This is a genomic window from Pseudomonas sp. MAG733B, assembly GCF_036884845.1.
Taxonomy (GTDB): domain Bacteria; phylum Pseudomonadota; class Gammaproteobacteria; order Pseudomonadales; family Pseudomonadaceae; genus Aquipseudomonas.
The window spans coordinates 4,081,208-4,102,730 of record NZ_CP145732.1 but is presented as its reverse complement, the minus strand read 5'-3'; the positions used below and the strand labels follow the sequence as shown (position 1 = coordinate 4,102,730).

The 21,523-nt window shown below is 57.1% G+C and carries 21 protein-coding genes; 12 read left to right on the top strand and 9 right to left on the bottom strand.

The genetic code is table 11. The features are described from left to right. Positions 1-4: 4 nt before the first annotated feature. Complete coding sequence (locus V6Z53_RS18720) at positions 5-856, bottom strand: STAS domain-containing protein (RefSeq protein ID WP_338581099.1); 852 nt, start codon at positions 854-856, stop codon at positions 5-7. Positions 857-1,116: 260 nt separating this feature from the next. On the opposite strand from V6Z53_RS18720, the gene V6Z53_RS18715 reads away from it, so the two are divergent. Next, positions 1,117-1,341: a hypothetical protein gene (locus V6Z53_RS18715; RefSeq protein ID WP_338581097.1), complete on the top strand. Its 225-nt coding sequence runs from the start codon at positions 1,117-1,119 to the stop codon at positions 1,339-1,341. Positions 1,342-1,398: 57 nt separating this feature from the next. On the opposite strand, the gene V6Z53_RS18710 is transcribed toward V6Z53_RS18715, so the two are convergent. Then, positions 1,399-1,923: a DUF4142 domain-containing protein gene (locus tag V6Z53_RS18710; protein ID WP_338581096.1), complete on the bottom strand. Its 525-nt coding sequence runs from the start codon at positions 1,921-1,923 to the stop codon at positions 1,399-1,401. 208 nt (positions 1,924-2,131) lie between these two features. On the opposite strand from V6Z53_RS18710, the gene V6Z53_RS18705 reads away from it, so the two are divergent. Continuing rightward, positions 2,132-2,365 carry a DUF465 domain-containing protein gene (locus tag V6Z53_RS18705; protein WP_150700636.1) on the top strand — a complete coding sequence of 78 codons (234 nt, stop codon included), beginning with the start codon at positions 2,132-2,134 and terminating at the stop codon, positions 2,363-2,365. Positions 2,366-2,476: 111 nt separating this feature from the next. Continuing rightward, positions 2,477-2,635 carry a hypothetical protein gene (locus V6Z53_RS18700; RefSeq protein ID WP_338581095.1) on the top strand — a complete coding sequence of 53 codons (159 nt, stop codon included), beginning with the start codon at positions 2,477-2,479 and terminating at the stop codon, positions 2,633-2,635. A gap of 121 nt (positions 2,636-2,756) precedes the next feature. Here V6Z53_RS18700 and V6Z53_RS18695 read toward each other — a convergent pair whose 3' ends face one another. The 3 genes from V6Z53_RS18695 to V6Z53_RS18685 all read right to left on the bottom strand — a co-directional run bounded on the left by V6Z53_RS18695 (position 2,757) and on the right by V6Z53_RS18685 (position 5,957). Further along, the gene (locus V6Z53_RS18695; RefSeq protein WP_338581094.1) at positions 2,757-3,845 is read right to left on the bottom strand and encodes an SMP-30/gluconolactonase/LRE family protein; all 1,089 of its coding nucleotides are present in this window, start codon (positions 3,843-3,845) and stop codon (positions 2,757-2,759) included. Next, entirely contained in the window at positions 3,842-4,987 is a 1,146-nt protein-coding gene (locus V6Z53_RS18690) for an SRPBCC family protein (RefSeq protein ID WP_338581093.1), read from the bottom strand. The genes V6Z53_RS18695 and V6Z53_RS18690 overlap by 4 nt, the downstream gene beginning before the upstream one ends. Before the next feature lie 106 nt (positions 4,988-5,093). Further along, complete coding sequence (locus tag V6Z53_RS18685) at positions 5,094-5,957, bottom strand: LysR family transcriptional regulator (RefSeq protein ID WP_338581092.1); 864 nt, start codon at positions 5,955-5,957, stop codon at positions 5,094-5,096. A gap of 124 nt (positions 5,958-6,081) precedes the next feature. Between V6Z53_RS18685 and V6Z53_RS18680 the strand changes: the two genes are divergently transcribed. After that, positions 6,082-8,712, top strand: a complete 2,631-nt coding sequence (locus tag V6Z53_RS18680) for a glucosidase (RefSeq protein WP_338581091.1) — start codon at positions 6,082-6,084, stop codon at positions 8,710-8,712. A gap of 94 nt (positions 8,713-8,806) precedes the next feature. On the opposite strand, the gene V6Z53_RS18675 is transcribed toward V6Z53_RS18680, so the two are convergent. Both V6Z53_RS18675 and V6Z53_RS18670 read right to left on the bottom strand, forming a co-directional pair. After that, positions 8,807-9,121, bottom strand: coding sequence for an SCP2 sterol-binding domain-containing protein (locus V6Z53_RS18675; RefSeq protein WP_019409572.1), 315 nt, complete (start codon positions 9,119-9,121; stop codon positions 8,807-8,809). Between the two features lie 78 nt (positions 9,122-9,199). After that, a complete protein-coding gene (locus V6Z53_RS18670) occupies positions 9,200-9,910 on the bottom strand; it encodes a histidine phosphatase family protein (RefSeq protein ID WP_338581090.1) in 711 nt (236 codons plus the stop codon). A gap of 436 nt (positions 9,911-10,346) precedes the next feature. Here V6Z53_RS18670 and V6Z53_RS18665 point away from each other — a divergent pair, with 436 nt between their 5' ends. The 7 genes from V6Z53_RS18665 (at position 10,347) to sohB (ending at position 17,704) form a co-directional block, all read left to right on the top strand. Then, the gene (locus V6Z53_RS18665; RefSeq protein WP_338581089.1) at positions 10,347-11,657 is read left to right on the top strand and encodes a tyrosine-type recombinase/integrase; all 1,311 of its coding nucleotides are present in this window, start codon (positions 10,347-10,349) and stop codon (positions 11,655-11,657) included. A gap of 327 nt (positions 11,658-11,984) precedes the next feature. After that, the gene (locus tag V6Z53_RS18660) at positions 11,985-12,230 is read left to right on the top strand and encodes a hypothetical protein (protein ID WP_338581088.1); all 246 of its coding nucleotides are present in this window, start codon (positions 11,985-11,987) and stop codon (positions 12,228-12,230) included. Positions 12,231-13,173: 943 nt separating this feature from the next. Continuing rightward, the gene (locus tag V6Z53_RS18655; RefSeq protein ID WP_338581087.1) at positions 13,174-13,932 is read left to right on the top strand and encodes a hypothetical protein; all 759 of its coding nucleotides are present in this window, start codon (positions 13,174-13,176) and stop codon (positions 13,930-13,932) included. Continuing rightward, positions 13,929-14,264, top strand: a complete 336-nt coding sequence (locus tag V6Z53_RS18650; RefSeq protein WP_338581086.1) for a hypothetical protein — start codon at positions 13,929-13,931, stop codon at positions 14,262-14,264. Before V6Z53_RS18655 ends, V6Z53_RS18650 begins: the two co-directional genes overlap by 4 nt. Positions 14,265-14,507: 243 nt before the next feature. After that, positions 14,508-14,930, top strand: coding sequence for a hypothetical protein (locus V6Z53_RS18645; RefSeq protein WP_338581085.1), 423 nt, complete (start codon positions 14,508-14,510; stop codon positions 14,928-14,930). A gap of 62 nt (positions 14,931-14,992) precedes the next feature. After that, a complete protein-coding gene (locus tag V6Z53_RS18640; protein WP_338581084.1) occupies positions 14,993-16,024 on the top strand; it encodes a hypothetical protein in 1,032 nt (343 codons plus the stop codon). A 657-nt stretch (positions 16,025-16,681) separates the two neighbouring features. Next, a complete protein-coding gene (sohB, locus tag V6Z53_RS18635; RefSeq protein WP_338581083.1) occupies positions 16,682-17,704 on the top strand; it encodes a protease SohB in 1,023 nt (340 codons plus the stop codon). Positions 17,705-17,774: 70 nt separating this feature from the next. Here the strand turns inward: sohB and V6Z53_RS18630 are convergent, their stop codons facing one another. Together V6Z53_RS18630 and V6Z53_RS18625 are read right to left on the bottom strand one after the other, a co-directional pair. Further along, positions 17,775-18,269: a DUF934 domain-containing protein gene (locus tag V6Z53_RS18630; RefSeq protein ID WP_338581082.1), complete on the bottom strand. Its 495-nt coding sequence runs from the start codon at positions 18,267-18,269 to the stop codon at positions 17,775-17,777. Beyond that, positions 18,253-19,911 carry a nitrite/sulfite reductase gene (locus V6Z53_RS18625; protein ID WP_338581081.1) on the bottom strand — a complete coding sequence of 553 codons (1,659 nt, stop codon included), beginning with the start codon at positions 19,909-19,911 and terminating at the stop codon, positions 18,253-18,255. Before V6Z53_RS18625 ends, V6Z53_RS18630 begins: the two co-directional genes overlap by 17 nt. Positions 19,912-20,434: 523 nt before the next feature. Between V6Z53_RS18625 and V6Z53_RS18620 the strand changes: the two genes are divergently transcribed. After that, positions 20,435-21,520, top strand: coding sequence for an ABC transporter substrate-binding protein (locus tag V6Z53_RS18620; RefSeq protein ID WP_338581080.1), 1,086 nt, complete (start codon positions 20,435-20,437; stop codon positions 21,518-21,520). Positions 21,521-21,523: the final 3 nt, after the last annotated feature.

The window sequence follows — 21,523 nt, the reverse complement described above, 5'->3', positions numbered from 1 at the left end:
GGGCTCATACCGCCTTGCTGATGGTCAGTCCCAAACGGGTCAGGGCCAGTTTCAGGGCATCGGCCAGATTGGCCTTGGTGACGACGCCTTGCAGGTCGAGGCCTAAATGCACGATGGTCTGGGCAATCTGCGGGCGCACACCACTGATGATGCAATCGGCACCCATCAGGCGAATGGCGGTGACGGTTTTGAGCAGGTGCTGCGCCACCAGCGTATCGACGGTCGGCACGCCGGTGATGTCGATAATGGCGATTTCCGATCCAGTGTCGACGATCCGCTGCAACAGCGATTCCATCACCACTTGAGTGCGTTGCGAATCCAGCGTGCCGATCATTGGCAGCGCCAGTACGCCGTCCCAGAGCTTCACCACCGGGGTCGACAGTTCCAGCAGTTCTTCCTGTTGGCGCTTGATCACCGCTTCACGGGACTTCTGGAATGTGCGGATGGTGTGCATGCCGAGGGCGTCGAGTAGTTCTGAGATTTCCCAGAGTTGTTCAGCCAACAGCGCCGGACTGTCCTGATAGTGATTTTGCAGCAGCGCAAACAACGGGCCTTTCAAGGCGAAGATGAAACTGGCGGTCTGTTGTGAGTCCTGGCCGAGCAGGGCACGGCTATGGGAGAGCTTTTCCAGAAACTGGCGAATCTCGTCCCAGTCTGAGGCAGCGATGTTCTGCCCGTTACCGCCCTGCAGGCCCGAGATAATCAGTTGCAGGAATTGCGAAGTTTGCTGTTGCAGGTCCTGGTCTTTGATATTGCGGGTGGCGCCACTGGCTTCGAGGCCGGTTGTCCATTCGGCAAGCAGTTGTGCCTGGTTCTTCTTCATCGCATCGAGAGTGCTGGATTGCAGTGCCGCCATGAGACTTGACTCCTTGTAGTGTAGGCGCCGACTCCCCAAGAAATGACCGGCGCAAATCAATGACATTTGCCGGATGAAATAGTTGTTCGCTTTCGAGAGCATTTTTCATCCGCTGCACATGGACTGTAGTCGGCGCCGGTTCTGATGGCGGTTTTTCATTGCAAATCAGCGGTCCGAGGGAACCCTGCCGGCCAGCCGACTTCGAAACCTCAAGACTCGACTATTCCGGCCGCGTACATGCAGTGACGAGCGAGGTAGCCATGAAAGACCAAACGATGACACCGCAAAGGGATCGAGCGCAGAGCGAAAACCCTGGCAAGCCCGTGGAAAGCACACCGGAGCCGCAAAGCGGCGATGGAACGGTTGATCAAAAGAACCGCCATACCGACAACGACAATGAATTCAGCCCAGGCTTCAAGCCCAATCCGGATCGACCCAAGCCCAGTGATGACACCGATGCCGATATCGATACCGATGGCGGTTAGGTGATCCTCAAACACGAAAGCCGCATCCTGGATGCGGCTTTTGCATTGGCAGCGTGATTATTTGCTCGGATGCGCGGCCTGGAGTTTTTTCGCCATATCCAGGTGCTTTTCCAGACCCGGCAGCATTTTCTGCGCAAAGCCTTTGAGTTCCACCGCGCCTTTGGATTTGTCGTCCGTCACGGTGTTGGCTTCTTTCTTGAACAGCTCAATGGCTTCTTCGTGAGCCTTGACCTGATTGTTGGCATAAGCCGCATCGAAGGATTCGTCACGCATGTCGAGGATCTTTTCCTTGGCCTGCTTCACCAGCGTCGTGCTGTCCGGCACTTCAATGTCGTTCTTTTTCGCGATGGTCGCCAGTTCGTCGTTGGCCTTGCCATGATCGGTAATCATCATGTTGGCGAACTCTTTGATGTCCGCCGATTGGCTTTTTTCGAGGGCCAGTCGACTGGCCTCGATTTCGGCGATGCCGCCGGCGGCTGCCTTGTCGACAAAATCATTGGAAGTCGCGGCAAATGCCGCACCCATCATGCCAGTGCTCAAAGCAACGGCCATAGCAAGGTGGCGCAGGTTAAATCCGTCCATTGGTGCTTCTCCACGCAGATGATCACGGTGATCGTTAATTAGTGGAGGCCGGCGCCTGGGGAAAGGTTTTATCGCATTTGCCGGAGGACGACGAATGGACACCGCTGGTCTGACAGATGGTCGACAGAACCGGCCAACCGAGGCCATTCTGATAGTTGGCGAACGCAATCAGTCGCGTTTGCTACCGATCAACAAACGGAGGTGTTCCATGCCGGTGTCCCATGACCTTTATCAGGACCTGAGTTGCACAAAGGAAGAAATCCAGCAGAAACGCACCAAGGATCCGTTATTGGATTCGCTGATCAACAAGTATTCCCTGGCAGATGCCGAGGTGGTGAAGGCGGAGCAAGCCAAATCCAGCGATGACGCGGTGACAAAGCTCAAGGCGAAGCGCCTGGAGGTCAAGGACAAGATCGTCAAACAACTGCAGTCGCCGTCCTGACCCCTGGTCATGAGTCACCGACGACCGGTGACTGAAAAGTTGGAACGGCGATAAGAACCGGCACCTCGAATGTTCAGAACCCGACAAGACGGGCGGCAGGCGAGGTGCCTCATGAAACAGAAATATCCCAGTGAAGAACAGGGTGGCTTCGACCCGATGCCGACCCGTCCGCAACCGTTAAGCCCGGCCCATACCACTGAACATCCTGAAGAAGAACCGGGCATTGATGATGTGCCGGAGGACGAGGGTATCGACTCCGATCTGAATTGAATTCTGTGCCCTGTACCCTGTGGGAGCTAGCCTGCTAGCGATAGCGATCTGTCAGTTGATCAACAGATGTCTGACACTCCGCTATCGCTAGCAGGCTAGCTCCCACAAGGTTTTGTGGTGTTTATTGCAATGCGGTGGTCAACGGCAATCGAGCCATGTTCTTCGCCTTCAGCGATCCGAAATACAACCAGTCGCCATACTCCCTCACCGTCGTGATTGGGGAATAGTTGCCGTCGCTACTATCCTGCAGATTGGCGATGACTTTGCCCTCAACATCCAGCCCCAATGCGAAGGCGCGTTTTTCTACCGGTTTGGGCAGGACGGTCATGGCCCGCACGATCATCTTGCGAACGAATGGGTGCTCCGCCGTGGCATCCAGCAAGGCATTGCGCGGTGCATACAAGGCGACCCAGAAGCGGTCGCGGCCGTTGAATGACAGGTTGTCCGGCAAACCGGGCAGGTTATCGATAAACACATCGTGGGTGCCGGCTTTCGGTCCGCTCAGCCAGTAGCGACTGATGCGATAGGCGCCGGTTTCGTTGACCAGCACAAAGGCATCGTCCGGCCCCAGCGTGACGCCGTTGGCAAACTCCAGCTTATCCAGCAACACCGAAGTCTTGCCGGTCTGGAAGTCGTAACGCAGCAAACGACCGTCGCCACCGTGCTCGATGATCGCCTCGCCGTCCTTGCCGTAGCCGAAGCGGCTGGAAGCGTCACTGAAATAGGCGTAGTGACCGGGTTTGTCGATGGCCACGTCGTCGGTAAAACCGAAGGGCACGCCGTTGGCCTCGGTAGTCATCGCTACCAGTCGACCCTGGGCGTCGAGCGACAGCAAACCCTTGACCGCATCGGCGATCACCAGCAAGCCATTGGGATGACGGGCCAGCCCCAACGGCCGACCACCGGTGTCGGCCAAAACTTTGGTGACCTTGCCGTCGAGACTGGTGCGGATCAGCCGGCCGTCATGCAAGCCGGTGATCAATGTATCGTTTTCCAGCAGCAGCGCTTCGGGGCCGTCGATGTCTGCGGCGCCGACCCGTTCCACGCCCTTGAGTCGCGTGTTATCGGCATAAACGCCGCTGGTGAGGGAGGGTGCGGGCGGCGGCGTCCAGGCCACCGGTTGCACTTTGGTCGGCATCAGCAGCAGGAATGCGCCGATGGCGATGATCACCAGCAGCAGCCAATGGCGGAACCTGATGAATCGACTCACGCATTGACTCCCGATTGCGCCAGATGCTTTTGCGCCATTTCGCGCAGGGCCAGCATCGATTCGGCCGACTCGCGATCGATCCGCCGCTTGAGCAGCAGTGCATTGGCCACGCGCATCCCCAGGCCACTGAACTGGTATTCGAGGGTACGAACGAATCGCGTGCCAGTCCCCTCGGCCGCGCATTCATAGGTCACCACCAACGACAGACCATGATCACCATCGGCCCGGGCACTCCAGCGCCGCCCGGGCAAATACTCGTCGACCACCCAGCTCAAATGCCCATCACGGCCGCCGGCGCGAATGTCCTCTTCGAACCGTGCGCCGGCATGCAGTGAGCCTTTCTGGCCATTGATCTTGAGCGACGATGGATGCCATTCCGGCCAACGGGTCACGGTGCTGGCGTAGGCGAGTACGTCGATGGGGGTTCCGGCAATCTCGATCTGGTGCTGCATGCGGGTCATGGGCGTTCTCGTCAGGTACGGGGTGGCGTGTTCCGGTTCCCAGTAGAGGGTGCCGAACAGGTAATCCATCAACGGAAAAACGATGTTGAAATTGCGCTCCTGCATCATCTCGCGGCGGTGATGCAGCTCATGCAGGCGACGCATCTGGCGAATCCACGGCAGGCGCGTCAACGGATTGTGCGGCGGCAGATGTTCACAGGCGTGAAACACCTCATAGGTCAGGTAACCGAGCACCAGGCAACCGCCGACCAGCCCGGCGACATTGGCATCGAACTGCTTGAGCAACCACCAGATCGGCAGGCTGATGACCAGTGTGTGCAACACGATCAGCCAGGCCGGAAACAGGATCACCCGCCAGTCACGGGCGCTGTCGTAGGTCATGTGCCCGGGGGCGAAAAAACTGTGATGGTCACCGGCGTGGCGTGCGTAGAACATCCGCGCGAAGGCTTTTTTGTGATGGCCCAGGTGCCGATGCACCATGTAAATGCCGAGGTTGAAAAACAGCAAGGTCAGCGGCACCGCCAGCCACTCCAGCGGTTGCACCTGCTGCACGGTGCTCCAGAATGCGGCGATGGACAACAGGCCGAACAACAGCACAAAGGTGCCGTGCAGCCAGGGGTTGTAGAGCGGATGGATGTTGGCGCGGTAACGGCTGCGGAATGCTTCGGTGGTCTGCCTCACTGCAATCACCTGTCGTTATTGTTATCTCCAGCAGATTAGACGATTCCGGCGTTTTGGCGGGCCGAACCTTGAGGACACAACTGCCATGATCCGGTGCAAAGCGGATTCAGGTCAGCGGGTTCCAGCGTTGCGACCAGTCATCATCGGACCGGATCACTTCGCGCAGTAGATCGAAGGCTCGCTGCAGGGTTTCCGAATCGCGATCGCGGGAATAAACCAGGTAGGTCGGGTAGCTGAATTCCGGGGCCTTGGGCACCTGCTCCAGCACGCCGCTTTCCAGGTAACTCTGCACGACGCGGGTGCGGAAGTAGCCGCTGCCGCCATTCTCCAGAATGTACTGCAAGGCCAGTGGACCGAGGTTGAAACTCAGGGCAGCTTTGGCTTTTTCCGGCAACGCGGCATCGTGTTGGCGACGGAAATCCGGGCCCCAGTCGATGTACACGTAAGGATCGGGGTGACCGGGTAGCCGTACGAGGATGAGTTTTTCCTCCAGAATCTGCTCGACTTGCAGGCGCGGCCAGTACTCGGGCTGATAGACCAGTGCCGCATCCAGAACCCCCAGTTCCAGTTGGCGCAGCAGGTTTTCGCCGTCGCGGATCTCCATGCGCAAGGCATGGCTGGGAATTTTCTCTCGTAACTCGCCGGCCCAACTGAGCATCAGCGGGTTGCACAGACTGACCTCGCCACCGATGTGCAACACGTCGTGGTAACCCTCGGGCAACGGCAGGTCCCGTCGCGCCGCTTCCCAGGTTTCCACCAGTTGATTGGCGTACACCACGAAGGCCTCGCCATTGGGCGTCAGCCGCGCCCCGGCACGGTTGCGCACGAATAGCGTGCTGCCCAATTGGCTTTCGAGTTTCTGCACCCGAGCGGTGATCGCGGTCTGGGTGACGTGGAGTTTCTCGGCGGCGGCTGCAAGGCTGCCGTGGCGGACGATTTCCAGGAAGGTGCGGGCGAGGTCGATGTCCATGGGGTGGCCGGTTGGGGAAGTGCTGCATTGTAAGAGCAGGTGACGCCAGCTGCTACGTTGGTGTTCAGTCAAGCGGTCAGCCGAGGCACTACACTGCAACGGTCTCTCGCCCAACGGCCCCGCCATGACCGCCAAACCCGCTGCGAACATCCAAGGCACCGTCGAAGGCCAGCGTCTGCTCGGCAGCGAGGCCGATGCCTGGCGCGAATGGGGGCCGTATCTGAGTGAACGTCAGTGGGGCACGGTGCGCGAGGACTACAGCGCCGATGGCGATGCCTGGCGCTATTTTCCCCACGACCATGCCCGCAGTCGCGCTTATCGCTGGGGCGAGGACGGGCTGGCGGGGTTTTCTGACAAGGCTCAGCACTGGTGCCTGGGATTGGGGCTGTGGAACGAGCGCGACCCGATTCTCAAGGAACGTCTGTTCGGCCTGAACAACACCGAAGGCAACCACGGCGAAGACGTCAAGGAGCTGTATTTTTATGTCGATGGCGTGCCGAGCCATGCCTACATGCGCATGCTCTACAAATACCCTCAGGCCGAATTTCCCTACGCCGACCTGATCGCGGAAAACGCCCGGCGTGGACTGACCGATACCGAGTACGAGATTCTCGATACCGGCGTGTTCGAGGACAACCGATACTTCGACGTAACAGTGGAGTACGCCAAACACTCGCCCGACGACATCTTCATGTGTGTCACGGTGCACAACCGCGCCGATCAGCCGGCGCGTTTGCACGTATTGCCTCAGCTCTGGGCGCGCAACACCTGGAGCTGGGTGGTCGACGGGCAGAAACCGAGCCTGACACTGGCCGGCGATCAGGTTCTGGCCCGGCATCCGCAACTGGCAGATCGGCAGGCCACGGCCTGGGGCGAGGAAGATTGCGAGTGGCTGTTCTGCGAAAACCAGAGAAATTTCCCGAAACTTGATGGTGTGGCGGCGGCCGGTCCGTACAAGGACGGGATCAACGACTTTGTGGTCGATGGCATCGACGCCGCGATCCGCCGTGACGCTGGCACACGGGTGGCGGCGCATTTTGTACTGGCATTCGAGGGTGGCCAAAGTCGCAGCGTTTATCTGCGTTTCGCCCGGTCGGGTTCAGCTGAAGTGGACGCGAAGGCGCTGTTCAAGCGTCGGCGCGCCGAGGCCGACGGGTTCTATGCAGCGCTGCAACGTGGAATCAACAACCCCGATGCGCGCAACGTACAACGCCAAGCGCTGGCCGGATTGCTGTGGTCAAAGCAACTTTATTATTTCGACGTCAATCAGTGGCTCGACGGCGATCCGGGACAACCTGCGCCGCCGTCCGGACGCTCGCACATTCGCAACACCCATTGGCGGCACCTGTCGAATTTTGACATCGTCTCCATGCCCGACACCTGGGAATATCCGTGGTACGCCTCGTGGGACCTGGGCTTTCAGGCGGTGGCCTTCGCGCTGATCGATCCGGAGTTTGCCAAGCATCAATTGTTGCTGCTGGTCAAAGATCGCTTCATGCACCCCAATGGCCAGTTACCGGCCTATGAATGGCGCTTCGACGATGCCAACCCGCCGGTCCACGCGTGGGCCTGTTGGCGCGTGTATCAGCAGGACAAGCGGCTGACCGGGGTAGGAGACATGGATTTCCTCGAGCGGATTTTCCATAAATTGCTGTTGAATTTTTCCTGGTGGGTCAATCGCAAGGACGCGGAGGGTCGCAATCTTTTCCAGGGAGGGTTTCTTGGTCTGGATAACATCGCGTTGTTTGATCGCTCGTCGACATTGCCACCCGGCTACGAACTCGATCAGGCCGATGGCACGGCGTGGGTCGCTGCCTATGCGTTGGACCTGATGCGCATCGCCCTTGAGTTGGCCAAGCGCAACAGTGTGTACGTCGACATCGCGGTGAAGTTCTTCGAGCATTTTCTCTACATCGCCGGTGCGATCAATAAAGTCGACTCCGACGCCGAAGGTTTGTGGGATGAGCAGGACCGGTTTTTCTATGACGTGCTGCATCGCCCGGACGGTGTCAACGAGCCGCTTCGCCTGCGCTCCATCGTTGGGCTGATGCCGCTGTTTGCCGTGCAAGTGCTTGAGCAGCAGGAACACGAGGGATTGCCGGGTTTGCGCGAGCGCTTGCTGGGATTTATGCGCCATCGACCGGATCTGGCGAGCCTGGTTTCGCGCTGGACCGAGCCGGGTGAAGGCAACCGGTTTCTGCTGGCCCTGCTGCGTGGCGAACGTACCAAGGATTTGCTCAAACGCATGCTGGGTGAAGATGAGTTTCTCTCTGGCTTTGGCATTCGCTCGCTGTCCAAAGCATTTGCTGACCAGCCCTTCGGCGCGCAGATCAATGGTGACCGGTTCTGTGCCCGTTACCAGCCGGGGGAGTCTGACTCACGGCTGTATGGCGGCAACTCCAACTGGCGCGGACCGGTGTGGATGCCGATCAACTACATGCTGATCGAGTCCTTGCGCGAGTTCCACCGCTACTACGATCAGAATTTTTCGGTGGAATACCCCACGGGATCAGGTTTTCTGGCCTCACTGGAGGAGGTGGCCGACAGCCTGAGCCAGCGTCTGACCCGACTGTTCTTGCGCGATGAAGAGGGCAACCGACCATCGATGGCGGCGTATGCGCAACTGCAGGCTGACCCTGCCAGCCGTGACCTGGTGTTGTTTCATGAGTATTTTCACGGTGAAACCGGCCGTGGTCTGGGGGCCAGTCACCAGACAGGGTGGAGTGCGTTGGTGGCGTTGTTGTTACAGCCTTGATCCCGGTTGGACCGTCGCTGCCTCGAAAACGACAAAACCCGCCACAAGGGGCGGGTTTCGTGTGCAACAGAATCGCTAACTGAGAAGCTCCGTCTTACGACGGGAACAGCTCGGACAGTTTCATCGCCAGCATCATGTCGCCTTCAGCGCGCAGTTTGCCGCCCATGAAGGCTTGCATGCCGTCGGTTTCGCCGCTGACGATACCTTCCAGGGTTTCGCCGTCCATCACCAGAGTGACCTGGGCGTCAGGGTTTTCGCCTTCCAGCAGCTCGCAGGTGCTGTCCTTGACGACCAGCGAGAAGTTCTTGGTGTCGTCGATGCGGAAACCGAAGACCAGGTCCAGACCGGCAGCGGCGGCTGGGTTGAACTTGGCTTTCATTGCTTGTACGGCATCTGCTACGGAGGTCATGGTTTGATCCTTTTTCTGGTATTTAAAGCAGGGTAATAAGAGCAGGGTGATTACAGCCAGGGTCACAATAGTCCGGACTCAGCGAAACGTGATGAGTTCCGGGGCCTTCAACAGTTGCAGGTGCGCATGACTGTTGAAGGAAGCCAGGGCCACCTCGCGACCACGAAACTTGAGTTGGTTGAGCGAGGTGTTGACGATTTGCCAGTTCAATTCAAAGGCCTGTTTGGCAGGCATTTGCGTAATGAGGTGGAGCAGGGCGGTGATGGTGCCGCCGGAAGTGAACACGGCGATTTTCTGCGTGTTGTCGGCCTGTTCGAGGATGCGGTGCAATCCAGCCTGGACGCGCTCGACGAAACCCAGCCAGCTCTCCAGGCCCGGTGTGTCGTAGGTGCCGGCCAGCCAGCGCTCGATGATCAGGGCGAAGATGCGCTGAAACTCGGCACGGTTTTGTGCGGCGTTGCGCAGGATGTCCAAGGCTTCAGGTTCGTCGGCCAGCATGGCGGGCAACAACGCGCGAATCACCGCGTCGGCATCGAATTCATTGAAGGCGGAATCGGTTTCCAGGATCGGCACCGGCAAGCCCACGGCGGCGAACTGTTCCAGCGCGCTGTTGGCGGTATGCTGCTGGCGGCGCAGGTCTCCGGCCAGGCAGCGATCGAAGCTGATGCCGAGTTCGGCCAGGTGCTGGCCGAGAATTTCTGCCTGGCGAACACCGGTCGGCGACAGGACGTCATAGTCGTCTGCACCAAAGGAGGCCTGGCCATGTCGAATCAAATAGATGCTGCCCACGTCCGCGTCATCCCGGTACGTTGAAGGTTTGGCGAGGTTATGAGGATGGCGGTGAGCTGTCAATGAAAAAACATACGCTTGTTTGAAATGCCCGTTACACGCCTGTTGCCAGAGGTTTCACGGCTGGTCGCAAGGCCGGCGCATGAGTATGCTGGTGGTATCCCGCGCGCGTTGATGCCGCGCATCGTCTAAGGAGTCCCTGTGGAGTTTTTGTCCAACTCCGACCAGTGAGGTCAACCCCAGCGCACACGGGATTCTGACCATGAACCACCTCCCACCTCAGGGCAGCACTGTCACAAACCGCCACAAACTGTCACAACTCGCTAAGCCTTGGATCTATCGTCGACAGGGGCGATACACTCTGCGCGTTCGACTTCAAGGGTCCTGTACGGACGCTGTTCAGCTCTCATTGCGCACCACGGATCGACCTATTGCTATGACCACCGCTAAGCACTTGCTGACCACACTCAGAACCTTCCACCTCGACAACCCTGAGGCCACTTGGGAACAACTAAGGGAGCGCCTCAAGGAGATCGCTGAGGATGCCTTGGCGACCGGATCGGTGTGGGATCGTGAGGACATGGGGCTGGGTCAGGTCTATTCGGACCTTCGTGAAGATCTGTTGGAAATCGCCCGCACGGTGCCCTTAACGGTCCCTCAGGCGAAGGCTGTGAGCGCTGGTAGTCGAGTTCTTCAGGCAGCGGAGGGGAGACTTCAAGGGGACTTGAAGGGGCTCGTGGATGTCATAGAGGAACTGAATGGATCGGGGTCTAATAATAGTATTTCTCTTCCTTTTCCGTCCTTATCTGTAAGGGCTCCTCAAGGCATCCGTGAAGTCCCCACAGAGACAAGCCCCCAAAGGACCTTCAGGGCGCTGGCCGATCTGTACATTAAGGAACGCAAGGATGACGTGGCGCCCTCGACCATGAAGAACATCAAATCCACTTGCGCAGTCCTCAGTGCTGGTCTTGGTGACCTGGACTTGGAGCATCACACACGGGCTCATATGGTTGCTCTGCGGGAGCAGCTCTTGGAGGGTCGTAAGCCGTCCTCGGTCAATAAGATCCTTACTCAGCTTTCTACCGTGATGACATGGGCCGTGGTCAACGACTACATCTCGAAGTCATTCGATAAGAAACTTCAGATTGCCAGAGGAACTGACAGTGGGCGTCTGGCCTTCTCTTCGGACCAAATAGCGACACTAATGACTCACGCCAATGGTCTGCCTGCAACTTCATGGCAGCGCTGGGCATTGTCGTTGGCTGTAGTCACTGGGGCGCGTATCGGTGAGCTTCACCAGTTGACCTCTAAGGACCTCGTTGAGGATGCTCAAGGCGTGTTGGTCATGGACATCAATACCAACGACGAGAAGACCACCAAGAACAAGTACAGCGTCAGGAAGGTGCCCGTAGTGTCGGCCTATGGGTTGGACCTCAAGGCGTTGAAGGCTTTCATTGAGACTTCCAACGGTCGGCTGTTCAAGATGTCCTCAAGTGGCTTCACGTCTATGCTCAATCAGTTGCTTCGGGATGTGCTGGGGACTGAGGCCAATACAGGTCGGACGTTCCACTCAATACGTCATCACTTGTCGGGCGCCATGAAGGCCGCTGAGGTTCCAGCCGGGACCGTTCAGGAGATTCTCGGACACAGCTCGGGGACCCTTGCGTTCGACCTTTATGGGTCGTCAAGGTCCGTACAGATGGGCAGGATGGTTGAGGCGCTTAAGATTGCTCTGGCTGATAGCTAAATAATGGCAGGCAGCTATGATCGAGCATTCAAAATAAGGAGTTTCAGATGCGTTTTTATGGTGTCGGTATTGCTTTGCGATGCGGCCTGCTTTCGGGTTGAGGCAGCCCTACTTCAAATCTACAGGTAGGCAATGAACAGGCGTAGATGAGCCTAAAAGATGAGCGAGAGGCTGTACGTGCTATCAAAGTCTACGAAATGCGGCCCTTTGATGATGAGGTTCTAAGTTTGGTTTGTTGGATATAAAAAAATATATTAGATTCCAGTGATCTTGACCAGTGGGGTGAGTGAAATGTTGAGGGTGTTTAATAGGTGCATGGTTGCTGTAGTGAGTGCTTTGTTTTTACTCGTCAGTTTTTCCGCGTTTGCTGAAAAAAATTGGATCGATCTTGCAGTGTCAGACGATGGTACAAAGTGGGAAGCCAAGCCCGGCTCATTTGAATTTACAAAAAATAGGAGTGGTATACCTATTGCGGTATTGACGGGGAGGGTGGTTAACTCAAAGCCATCAACTATAGATCTGCGAAGTGGTATGTCACTGCTGGGGATTGCAAAAATAAAATGGGTAAGCTGATATCTTTGGATGTTAGTGGTGAATATCAATACGAGACTGATTTTTTATTTGATAGCGGAAGTGTCGCCTCGTCTATTGCTCAGTTTATTTGTGAGGTTGCCGACGAAAGCATAAAAAAGGCAAATGGTAAAAGTTTGTGAGGTTTTAGTGAGGCGCCTCGATTGAGCAGGCTGTTGTGCTTGGCTTCATTAGAAAAGAGGGGGCATTGATATTGTTACTTTCGGGGCGAAGCTCTTTAAGGGCGCCGTTGATAGACCTTAGCTGTCAAAACCCCTCACTATTGCGACAGGGATTTAAAAACCCTCACATATACCGGGATGACCCACAGTCACCCCACCGTAACCGCTAAGTCACCCTCAAGGTGATCCCAGTGGGCAAGGCTCAACGTGACAGCGTGGTTCACTCCACCAGACACATGAGACCACCAAGTCAGAACCCTTCGGGGTCCTCTGAGGTCCAGTTACGAGGACCATCACAACGATACTGTCTATCGAGCCTCTGAATGGCTTGATGGACCATTAATAGGTTTGGGCCTCCTATTGCTGATCGTGTGATTACAGGGGCCTTTTAACTTAAAGATCCTCTATGATGAATATCAGATAGTAATCTTTATATTCTCTCTCTAAGTTAAAAGACTTTAAGAGTCCTTTAAGTACAAAGGCTCAGGTCTTCTCAGACCATGATTGCAAGCAACGGCCTCATAGGGTCACTCATCGTAACGCGTCATGTAGTCTTGAGTTCTCAGGTGTCCTCAATATTGGATGCCATTTAAAAACCCTCACATACACCGGACACACCGTCCACCTCTAAGGCCATTCGCATGGTCACTACGCCAACAGAGTCTTTCTGATTGCTCCCTGTGCTACTCGCCAGAACCCGTCATGGGGTCTCTGTGCTGGCCTGTGGATGCGAACTCAGGGAGCAATCAAAAGGAAACCATGAAATGCAAACTTCCGAACTTCTACCTGTGGTCATTAACGGTCGGACTTTCTCTGCCAATCAAGATCGTATGTGGAACCTCAACGAGATTCAAAAGGGCCTTGACCTTTCTGAGTCAAAAGCACCGTCGCAATGGCGTAATGCTGTGGCTGATGAGTTGCGACGCTCTGCAAATTTGCAGACCGTAAACGGTGATCTTGGTGGCACCTTCGCTACTGAGGCCGGGACCATTGCCTATGCCATGTGGGTCTCAACTGACTTCTATCTGATGGTCGTCCATGCCTTTGTTGCCATGCGTAATAATGCTGTAGCCGAGTCCCGTAGCCTCAGGGCAGACCTTGACGCCAACATGCCCAAGGCCTCGACCCTCGACATGAAAGCCCGTGGTGCTGGTCTGACATGGACTGAGGCTTCTCGTGTGGCTGGTATTCAACAACCTCGACTCGCCTTGGACGCTTTGGTCTCAATGGGCTCCTTTGTATACCCCATGGATAACTTCGGTAGCCGTGAGGGCTCGCCACGCCCACACAAGTCCGGCTTTGAAAAGGGTGCCTTTGTGAAAGCCTCTTCGGAGTTTGGGAATCGTGAAGGCTGGCGGGTAAAACCTCGTGGTCTGGATTGGCTCCGTAACAAGGCCGAAGAGATCAACCTAAAGGTAGCTGAGACGAAGGCTCAGAAGAGCAGGGCAAAGATAGCTGCCAAGCAATCGACAGTTAAGCGTGTAGGACGTCCCAGTTTTTCCTCTCAGGTGGTCCAGCAATGAGCTACCTCGACCTACTCAACAAGCTATGCCCGACCCCAGCGTCACGTATGAAGCTCATCACCATCCGCAATCAGTGGACCGATATCTACAAGCGCAAGGCCATCTCAATGATCCATCCCTTGGGTGGTCGTGTAGTCGATCAAGCGGCCCTTGAGGCTTTCTTGAAGGAGAAACACGGCGCCTACTTGGTGACCTTCATGCACAGCCTTATAGCCGCTGGTATCCATCTGGACGCTCTCTTGATGGTGCCTTTGTCCGTACCGTTGAACCGACAACCAATTGCGTACCCCCGATTCCTGGACCTCTCTCCTGAGTCCGCTCATATCGCTTAACGACCACCCCAACAGCACCCGCAAGACCCTACCCAAAAGTGCCCATTAGGTCAGTCCGCCATGCTGCCCGAAGGTCCCTTGACGACCCGCAAAAGCTTCACCCCCAGTCGTCGAATACATCCCTCAAACCCAGAACATATAGACAAGCCGTGACGGCGCCGGAGTGGCTTACTCCTTGGCCTCTGGTCTTCGTCGCCCATGCGGCACGGCTTGATCTATGTGTCTATTAGGAGACACAACCCCATGCAACTGAACATCGTTAACACCCCTGATCGTCTTGAAGTTCAAGGCCAAGTCGTATCCCGAGAATATGCCGAGGGCGTAATGCTGGCTGGTCTGTTGGCTATGGCTGGCAAGAACGACCCCAAGGTCACCGAGATCGTCCGCCAGTACCGTGATGCTGGTCTGAGTACCGCCGCGTTCCCTGTAGAGACCCGTCGGGCCTTCACGGTCTTCGCTAAGGAAGAACAGCAGGAGGCCAAACGCATCGCTGAGGCTGCATGGTTCGCTGAACGAGCCAAAGAGCAGGTCCTTCCGACGCGTCTTGAAGTTGAGCGTAAGCGTGCTGTGAAGAACGCTCAGAACGAGCGCATTCGCCGTATGGGTGCAGAGACCCGAGCTGCCCGAGGTGGTGGTGCATGGTCCTCTTTCCCCGACTTTGACTGATCCCCACAGCGTCCCTCGTTACGAACCCTTCAAGACAACTTATTCAGGAGTAAATACCCATCATGAAACGCGATCAATACGAAGCACCCAACGCATATACCGTGTCCCAAACTGAGGGCTCGACCCGTATTCAGTTCACCCGTGCCGACAAGATCAAGGAAGGAATGGCAGCGGACACCAGTATTTACGTCGAGATCTTCTCTCAGGCCCTCGACGAGTATTTCAATGAGGGCGACTGGAAGGAAGAAGCGGCTAATGCGATCCCTTGCGAGTTCCGTCCGGCCAAGACTGAGCCAACCGCTCAACAACTGGTCGTGATGCAGAACCGTTCGGTTACCTTCGACCCTCGTACCAGCATCTACGGTGACAAATCAGAGTTCACCAATGGTCAGGCTATTGTCGGGGACGTGATCTTCACGGAGCCTTGCGACAAGGCCGCATTGTTCTCCTTCCGTGCCACCTTCTTGGACGCTCATCTCATTGCTGGCTGGTCCGGTGAGGGCTTACAGCAGACCGGTAAGAAGTTGCTGGATGACTTTGAGCTGACCTGTGGTGGTGTCGTTGCGGGGATCTTGAAGGACTCTCAGTCCACTGAGACCAAGACCTTTACGGGTGCCTTGAGTGCCACTCCGCGTGAGCGTGCAGAGGACATCGTGGACGCCCTGACCATGAACCTGAACCTTGCAGTGGGTCGCGACCTTGAGTCCTTCGTGCTGCTGATGCCTGTGGCCTTGTCTGCTGTCCTGAACCGTGCCGCTCAGCGTGCTGGACACGATGACCTTGAAGACTATTTGGGGACCCGTACTCAGTTCTACTCAGGCGAAGACCATGGTGTGTTCATGCTGCCTATGGGCTTCTCTTCGTTGTCCTTCCGTGAGGGACCAGACGGCGACATCTGGGACGTAAGGACCACTCGCAATCCGGCCATTCAAGGCTGGGATCTTGAGGTCACCGGTGTGGCTGACGTAATCGCTCAGGGCAAAGTTCGCTTGAAGCTGGCTAACCCTGCCGACCCTACCGAGAAGTTGCAGACCGAGACAGTTAGCTTTCCGCTAATCACTCGCGTGGTCTTCGCTGAGCCTGAAGAAGAGTAACAACACCACCATCAAGAACCATTGGGGTCCCTTCGCGGGGACCTCGTGGGTCTCGTGGGAAGCCTCAAGCCAATTTAAGGTTTGAGTTTCATCCGCTACAAATCCGGGTGTTTGAGGCTTCACCACGATACCTACTGCAACACGAACCATATCAACAGGAGCCTTAACGATGGTCCATATGAAACCGTGGGCAGTCGTGAAGGCTGTCCTAACGTCCAGAGCGTTCTGGAAGCTTGTCGGCATCCTTGGGGCGACCTGTGGGATCGCTAACGCTGAGGCCATCTCTGAGGTCCTTGGTGAGCTGGTCGCTGAGGTCTATGCGGTGGCATGAGGGCCCATAAAGTCTGAGGAAAATATGGAGAAAATTTCTCTAAGACCACCTCAGTCTTAATTGACATGCAAATACCCCCGTAGGCCTCGCGCCTGAGCCTTGCCGCGTGCCCGCATGGGTCCTTGCCGCCTACGCATGTGCGCCTCTTTAGGTCGGTCCCGCTGTGGTCCCAAATGGTGGCCGAGGCGGGGGCTAAGATGGTGCTGGTCTGAGGCCAAAGGCCATGCTCTGAGTGTCACAACAGCGCCACAAACTGTCACCAATGAGTTAGACATTGTTCGCCTCGAACCCATATGATGAGCCTTTCAAGCCTCATTGGATGTCTTATGGAGTTTTTGTCCGAGTACGCCGTTTTTCTGGCCAAGACCGTGACCCTGGTGATCGCCATTCTGGTGGTCCTGGCCAGTTTTGCCGCTTTGCGCAGCAAAGGTCGGCGCAAGTCCGCCGGCCAGTTGCAGGTCAGCAAGCTCAATGATTTCTACAAAGGGCTGCGTGAACGGCTGGAGCAAACCTTGCTCGACAAGGACCAGCTCAAGGCCCTGCGCAAGTCCCAGGCTAAAACCGAGAAAAAGCAGAAGAAACAACCCGAGACCAAACCCCGGGTGTTCGTGCTGGATTTCGACGGCGACATCAAGGCTTCGGCCACCGAAAGCTTGCGTCACGAAATTACCGCGCTGCTGACCCTCGCCACGCCGAAGGATGAAGTGGTGCTGCGCCTGGAAAGCGGCGGCGGCATGGTCCACAGCTACGGTCTGGCGTCCTCGCAACTGGCGCGTATCCGTGAGGCCGGCGTGCCATTGACCGTGTGCATCGACAAGGTCGCGGCCAGCGGCGGCTACATGATGGCGTGCATCGGCGAGAAGATCATCAGCGCGCCGTTCGCGATCCTCGGTTCGATCGGCGTGGTCGCGCAGTTGCCCAACGTCAATCGCCTGCTGAAAAAACACGACATTGACTTCGAAGTGCTGACCGCCGGCGAGTACAAGCGCACCTTGACGGTGTTTGGCGAAAACACCGAGAAGGGTCGGGAAAAGTTCCAGGAAGATCTGGACATCACCCATCAACTGTTCAAGAACTTCGTGTCCCGCTATCGCCCGCAATTGGCCATCGACGAAGTGGCCACCGGGGAAATCTGGCTCGGCGTCGCGGCGCTCGACAAGCAGTTGGTGGACGAACTCAAGACCAGCGACGAATACCTGGCCGAGCGCGCCAAGCAGTCCGAGCTCTATCACTTGCACTACGCCGAGCGTAAAAGCCTGCAAGAGCGTATCGGCATGGCGGCCAGCGGGTCGGTCGACCGCGTTCTGCTGAGCTGGTGGAGTCGTCTGACCCAGCAACGTTTCTGGTAACGCTGAACGTTATCTCGCAGCCATAAAAAAACCGGGGAAATCCCCGGTTTTTTTTATGTCGATTCGCTGATCAGCGACGACGGAACAGCGGCAGCGGTTCGTCGGTGGCAGCCTGATAGGTCACCGAGAAGTCCTTGAGACCTTCCAGGGCTTCGTACGGGTCTTTATCGGGGCGAACCGCGAACGCATCGAAGCCGCAGCGGTGCATGTAGAACAACTGGTCACGCAGCACATCACCAATCGCTCGCAGTTCGCCTTTGAAACCATAACGGTCACGCAGCAGGCGGGCGTTGGAGTAGTTGCGGCCGTCGGTGAAGGCCGGGAAGTTCAGGGCGATCACCTTGAACTGGTTTGCGTCTTCACCGATCTCTTCGGCTTCTTCATCGGCATCCAGCCACACGCCCAGGCCACCATCGCGGGCCAACAGCATGCGGCTGTGTTCGCGCCACAGTTGCAACGGCACGATGAGATCATCGCAGTTGCTGATCTCGTCGATGTTGAAGTCCTTGGGCAACAGGTGCCAGGTTTCGTCGACGACTTCGTTGTTCTTAATGATTCGCTGCATAGACGCGCTCCTTGAAGAGGTCGATGCCAATACGCTGATAGGTGTCGATGAAACGCTCGTCTTCGGTACGTTGTTCGATGTACACGTCGATCAGCTTCTCGATCACGTCAGGCATGGCTTCCTGGGCAAAGGACGGGCCGAGGATCTTGCCCAGGCTGGCGTCACGGCTGGCGCTGCCGCCGAGGGACACCTGATAGAACTCTTCGCCTTTCTTGTCCACCCCGAGGATGCCGATGTGGCCGACGTGGTGGTGACCACAGGCATTCATGCAACCGGAGATGTTCAGGTCCAGTTCGCCGATGTCGAACAGGTAGTCCAGGTCGTCGAAACGGCGCTGGATCGATTCGGCGATCGGGATCGACTTGGCGTTGGCCAAGGAGCAGAAATCACCGCCCGGGCAGCAGATGATGTCGGTCAGCAGGCCGATGTTCGGCGTGGCGAAACCTTTCTCGCGCAGCTCGCCCCACAGGGTGAAGAGCTTGTCCTGCTCGACGTCGGCCAGGATGATGTTCTGCTCGTGGGAAGTGCGCAGTTGACCATAGCTGTAGCGGTCGGCCAGATCGGCCACGGCGTCGAGCTGCTTGTCGGTGATGTCGCCCGGTGCAACGCCGGTCGGCTTCAGGGACAGGGTCACGGCAACATAACCCGGCTTCTTGTGGGCCAGGGTATTGCGCGTGCGCCAGCGGGCGAAGCCAGGGTTTTGCTGATCGAGTTCGGCCAGTGCGGCAGTCTGGTTTTCCAGTGCCTTGTAGTCCGGGTCGACGAAGTGTTTGGCGACGCGATGCACTTCGGCTTCGGTCAGCGTGGTCTGGCCACCGCGAAGGTGTTCCATTTCCGCGTCGACTTTCTGTGCGAAGACTTCAGGCGTCAGTGCCTTCACCAGAATCTTGATCCGCGCCTTGTACTTGTTGTCGCGACGGCCATAGCGGTTGTAAACACGCAGGATGGCGTCGAGGTAGCTCAACAGGTCTTGCCACGGCAGGAATTCATTGATGAACGCGCCCACCACCGGCGTACGGCCAAGGCCGCCACCGACCAGCACACGGAAGCCCAGTTCGCCGGCGGCGTTGTGCACCGGCTCAAGGCCGATGTCGTGGACTTCGATGGCGGCACGGTCCGAGGTCGAACCGTTGACGGCGATCTTGAACTTGCGCGGCAGGTAAGCGAATTCCGGGTGGAACGTGGTCCACTGGCGGACGATCTCGCACCATGGGCGCGGGTCGATCAACTCATCGGCAGCGACGCCGGCAAACTGGTCGGTGGTGACGTTGCGCAGGCAGTTGCCGCTGGTCTGGATCGCGTGCATCTGCACGGTGGCCAGTTCAGCGAGAATGTCCGGGATGTCTTCCACGGTCGGCCAGTTGAACTGTACGTTCTGCCGGGTACTGATGTGGGCGTAGCCCTTGTCGTAGTCGCGGGCAATCTTGGCCATCATTCGCATTTGACGCGAAGTCAGTTGGCCGTAAGGCACCGCGACTCGCAGCATCGGCGCGAAACGCTGGATATAGAGGCCATTTTGCAGGCGCAGGGGGCGGAATTCTTCTTCGCTCAGCTCGCCTGCCAGATAGCGTCGGGTCTGATCACGGAACTGCTTGACGCGGTCCTCGATGATCCGCTGATCGTAATCGTCGTATACGTACATATAAGTCCTGTTCTCAGGCTTGGGTCGCTCGGATACAGCTGCGTTTTTGTGCTTGCTTGAGTCCGAAAGAGCCTCTGCAATTCTGCGCGCACGGCCGCGCACTCCCTATGGAGCCGGGGCAAGATACCAGTTTGCAGTTATGCGCAAAAGTGATGTTTGAGTATATGTAAAGAACCAAATCGACTAACGAGAATTGTTGTCAACTAACCCACATTTGTCGTGCGGACAATCATCGTCTTAACTGTGGTCGAGTCTTTATGCAATCACCGATAAAACCGACAAGAGGCGATGCAATGAGCAACCCAACCAAAGCAAGGAAAAGCGATAGCACGGTCGATGCCTGGGCGATTCTGTTCCTGATCATTCTGGTCGTCGGCACTGCGGTATTTTGGGTCAGTCACCAATAAGCGACCCCGTCCGGGCCTCGTTCCGACGATTGTCGGACAAAAACCGGAATAAACGCCGTTTTGCGGGCGTTCGCTGGCTATAATGCGCGGCGAATTTCCGGGGGCTCGGACGACAAATGTTGAAGTTTCTGTGTGGCGTATTGCTGACGCTGGGTACGGTCGTGGGACCTTGCGCTCAGGCGGCGTCGGTGCTGTTCCTTAATCCAGGAACCACCCGAGAAGCTTTCTGGGTCAGTTACTCGCAATTCATGCAGGCGGCCGCAAAGGACCTGGGCATGGAGTTGCACATTGAATATTCCGACCGCAACTCCGACATCACCATCAAACAGGCGCGCGATGCGCTGCAAGGGCCCAAGCGGCCTGACTACTTGGTGTTCGTCAACGAGCAATACATCGCCCCGGAAATCCTGCGCCTGGCCCAGGGCAGCGGAGTGAAGCTGTTTATCGTCAACAACGCCCTGACCCCGGACCAGATGCGATTGCTCGGTGCCCGGCCCGACAAATACCCCGATTGGGTCGGCAGCCTTGTGCCCAACGACGAGGAGGGCGGCTACCTGATGCTCAAGGAACTGATTCGGCTGCACCGTCCGGTGGCTCCCGGTCAGTCCATCGACCTGCTGGCATTCTCGGGGTTGAAAATCACGCCGTCCGCGCAGTTGCGTGAAAAAGGCATGCGCAGGGCATTGGCCGAGCATCCTGAAGTGCGCCTGCGGCAGATGGTGTACGGCGGCTGGACCCGCGAGCGCGCCTACGAACAGGCCAAGGTCCTGTTCAAACGCTACCCGCAGACCTCGCTGGTGTGGTCCGCCAATGACGAAATGGGTTTTGGCGTCATGCACGCCTTTGAAGAGTCTGGCGGCAAACCCGGCAAGGACGCGCTGTTCGGCACCATCAACAATTCGCCCGCAGCATTGCAGGCGTTGCTGGACAACCGTTTGAGCGTGCTGCTCGGCGGGCACTTCAGCCTGGGCGGCTGGGCGTTGGTGCAATTACACGACTACGACGAAGGTGTCGACATCAGCCAGTACGGCGGTCGCGACCGGCAGATTCCGTTGTTGCAGTTGATTGACCGGGCACAAGCCAAGCGCCTGCTGGCAATGGGCGCCAAGCAGGATTTCGGTGTGGATTTTCACAAGCTCTCGGCAAAAGGGCGACCGACGTCCTGGCGTTACCCGTTCACCCTGCAAACCCTGATGCACTGAGCC

Bases quoted from the DNA above. Each gene is read 5' to 3' on its own strand.
- V6Z53_RS18710 (WP_338581096.1), bottom strand. From the start codon at position 1,923: ATGGACGGATTTAACCTGCGCCACCTTGCTATGGCCGTTGCTTTGAGC.
- V6Z53_RS18680 (WP_338581091.1), top strand. From the start codon at position 6,082: ATGACCGCCAAACCCGCTGCGAACATCCAAGGCACCGTCGAAGGCCAG.
- V6Z53_RS18700 (WP_338581095.1), top strand. From the start codon at position 2,477: ATGAAACAGAAATATCCCAGTGAAGAACAGGGTGGCTTCGACCCGATG.
- V6Z53_RS18675 (WP_019409572.1), bottom strand. From the start codon at position 9,121: ATGACCTCCGTAGCAGATGCCGTACAAGCAATGAAAGCCAAGTTCAAC.
- V6Z53_RS18620 (WP_338581080.1), top strand. From the start codon at position 20,435: ATGTTGAAGTTTCTGTGTGGCGTATTGCTGACGCTGGGTACGGTCGTG.
- V6Z53_RS18625 (WP_338581081.1), bottom strand. From the start codon at position 19,911: ATGTACGTATACGACGATTACGATCAGCGGATCATCGAGGACCGCGTC.
- V6Z53_RS18630 (WP_338581082.1), bottom strand. From the start codon at position 18,269: ATGCAGCGAATCATTAAGAACAACGAAGTCGTCGACGAAACCTGGCAC.
- V6Z53_RS18645 (WP_338581085.1), top strand. From the start codon at position 14,508: ATGCAACTGAACATCGTTAACACCCCTGATCGTCTTGAAGTTCAAGGC.
- V6Z53_RS18715 (WP_338581097.1), top strand. From the start codon at position 1,117: ATGAAAGACCAAACGATGACACCGCAAAGGGATCGAGCGCAGAGCGAA.
- V6Z53_RS18720 (WP_338581099.1), bottom strand. From the start codon at position 856: ATGGCGGCACTGCAATCCAGCACTCTCGATGCGATGAAGAAGAACCAG.
- V6Z53_RS18655 (WP_338581087.1), top strand. From the start codon at position 13,174: ATGCAAACTTCCGAACTTCTACCTGTGGTCATTAACGGTCGGACTTTC.
- sohB (WP_338581083.1), top strand. From the start codon at position 16,682: ATGGAGTTTTTGTCCGAGTACGCCGTTTTTCTGGCCAAGACCGTGACC.
- V6Z53_RS18705 (WP_150700636.1), top strand. From the start codon at position 2,132: ATGCCGGTGTCCCATGACCTTTATCAGGACCTGAGTTGCACAAAGGAA.
- V6Z53_RS18650 (WP_338581086.1), top strand. From the start codon at position 13,929: ATGAGCTACCTCGACCTACTCAACAAGCTATGCCCGACCCCAGCGTCA.
- V6Z53_RS18685 (WP_338581092.1), bottom strand. From the start codon at position 5,957: ATGGACATCGACCTCGCCCGCACCTTCCTGGAAATCGTCCGCCACGGC.
- V6Z53_RS18665 (WP_338581089.1), top strand. From the start codon at position 10,347: ATGACCACCGCTAAGCACTTGCTGACCACACTCAGAACCTTCCACCTC.
- V6Z53_RS18640 (WP_338581084.1), top strand. From the start codon at position 14,993: ATGAAACGCGATCAATACGAAGCACCCAACGCATATACCGTGTCCCAA.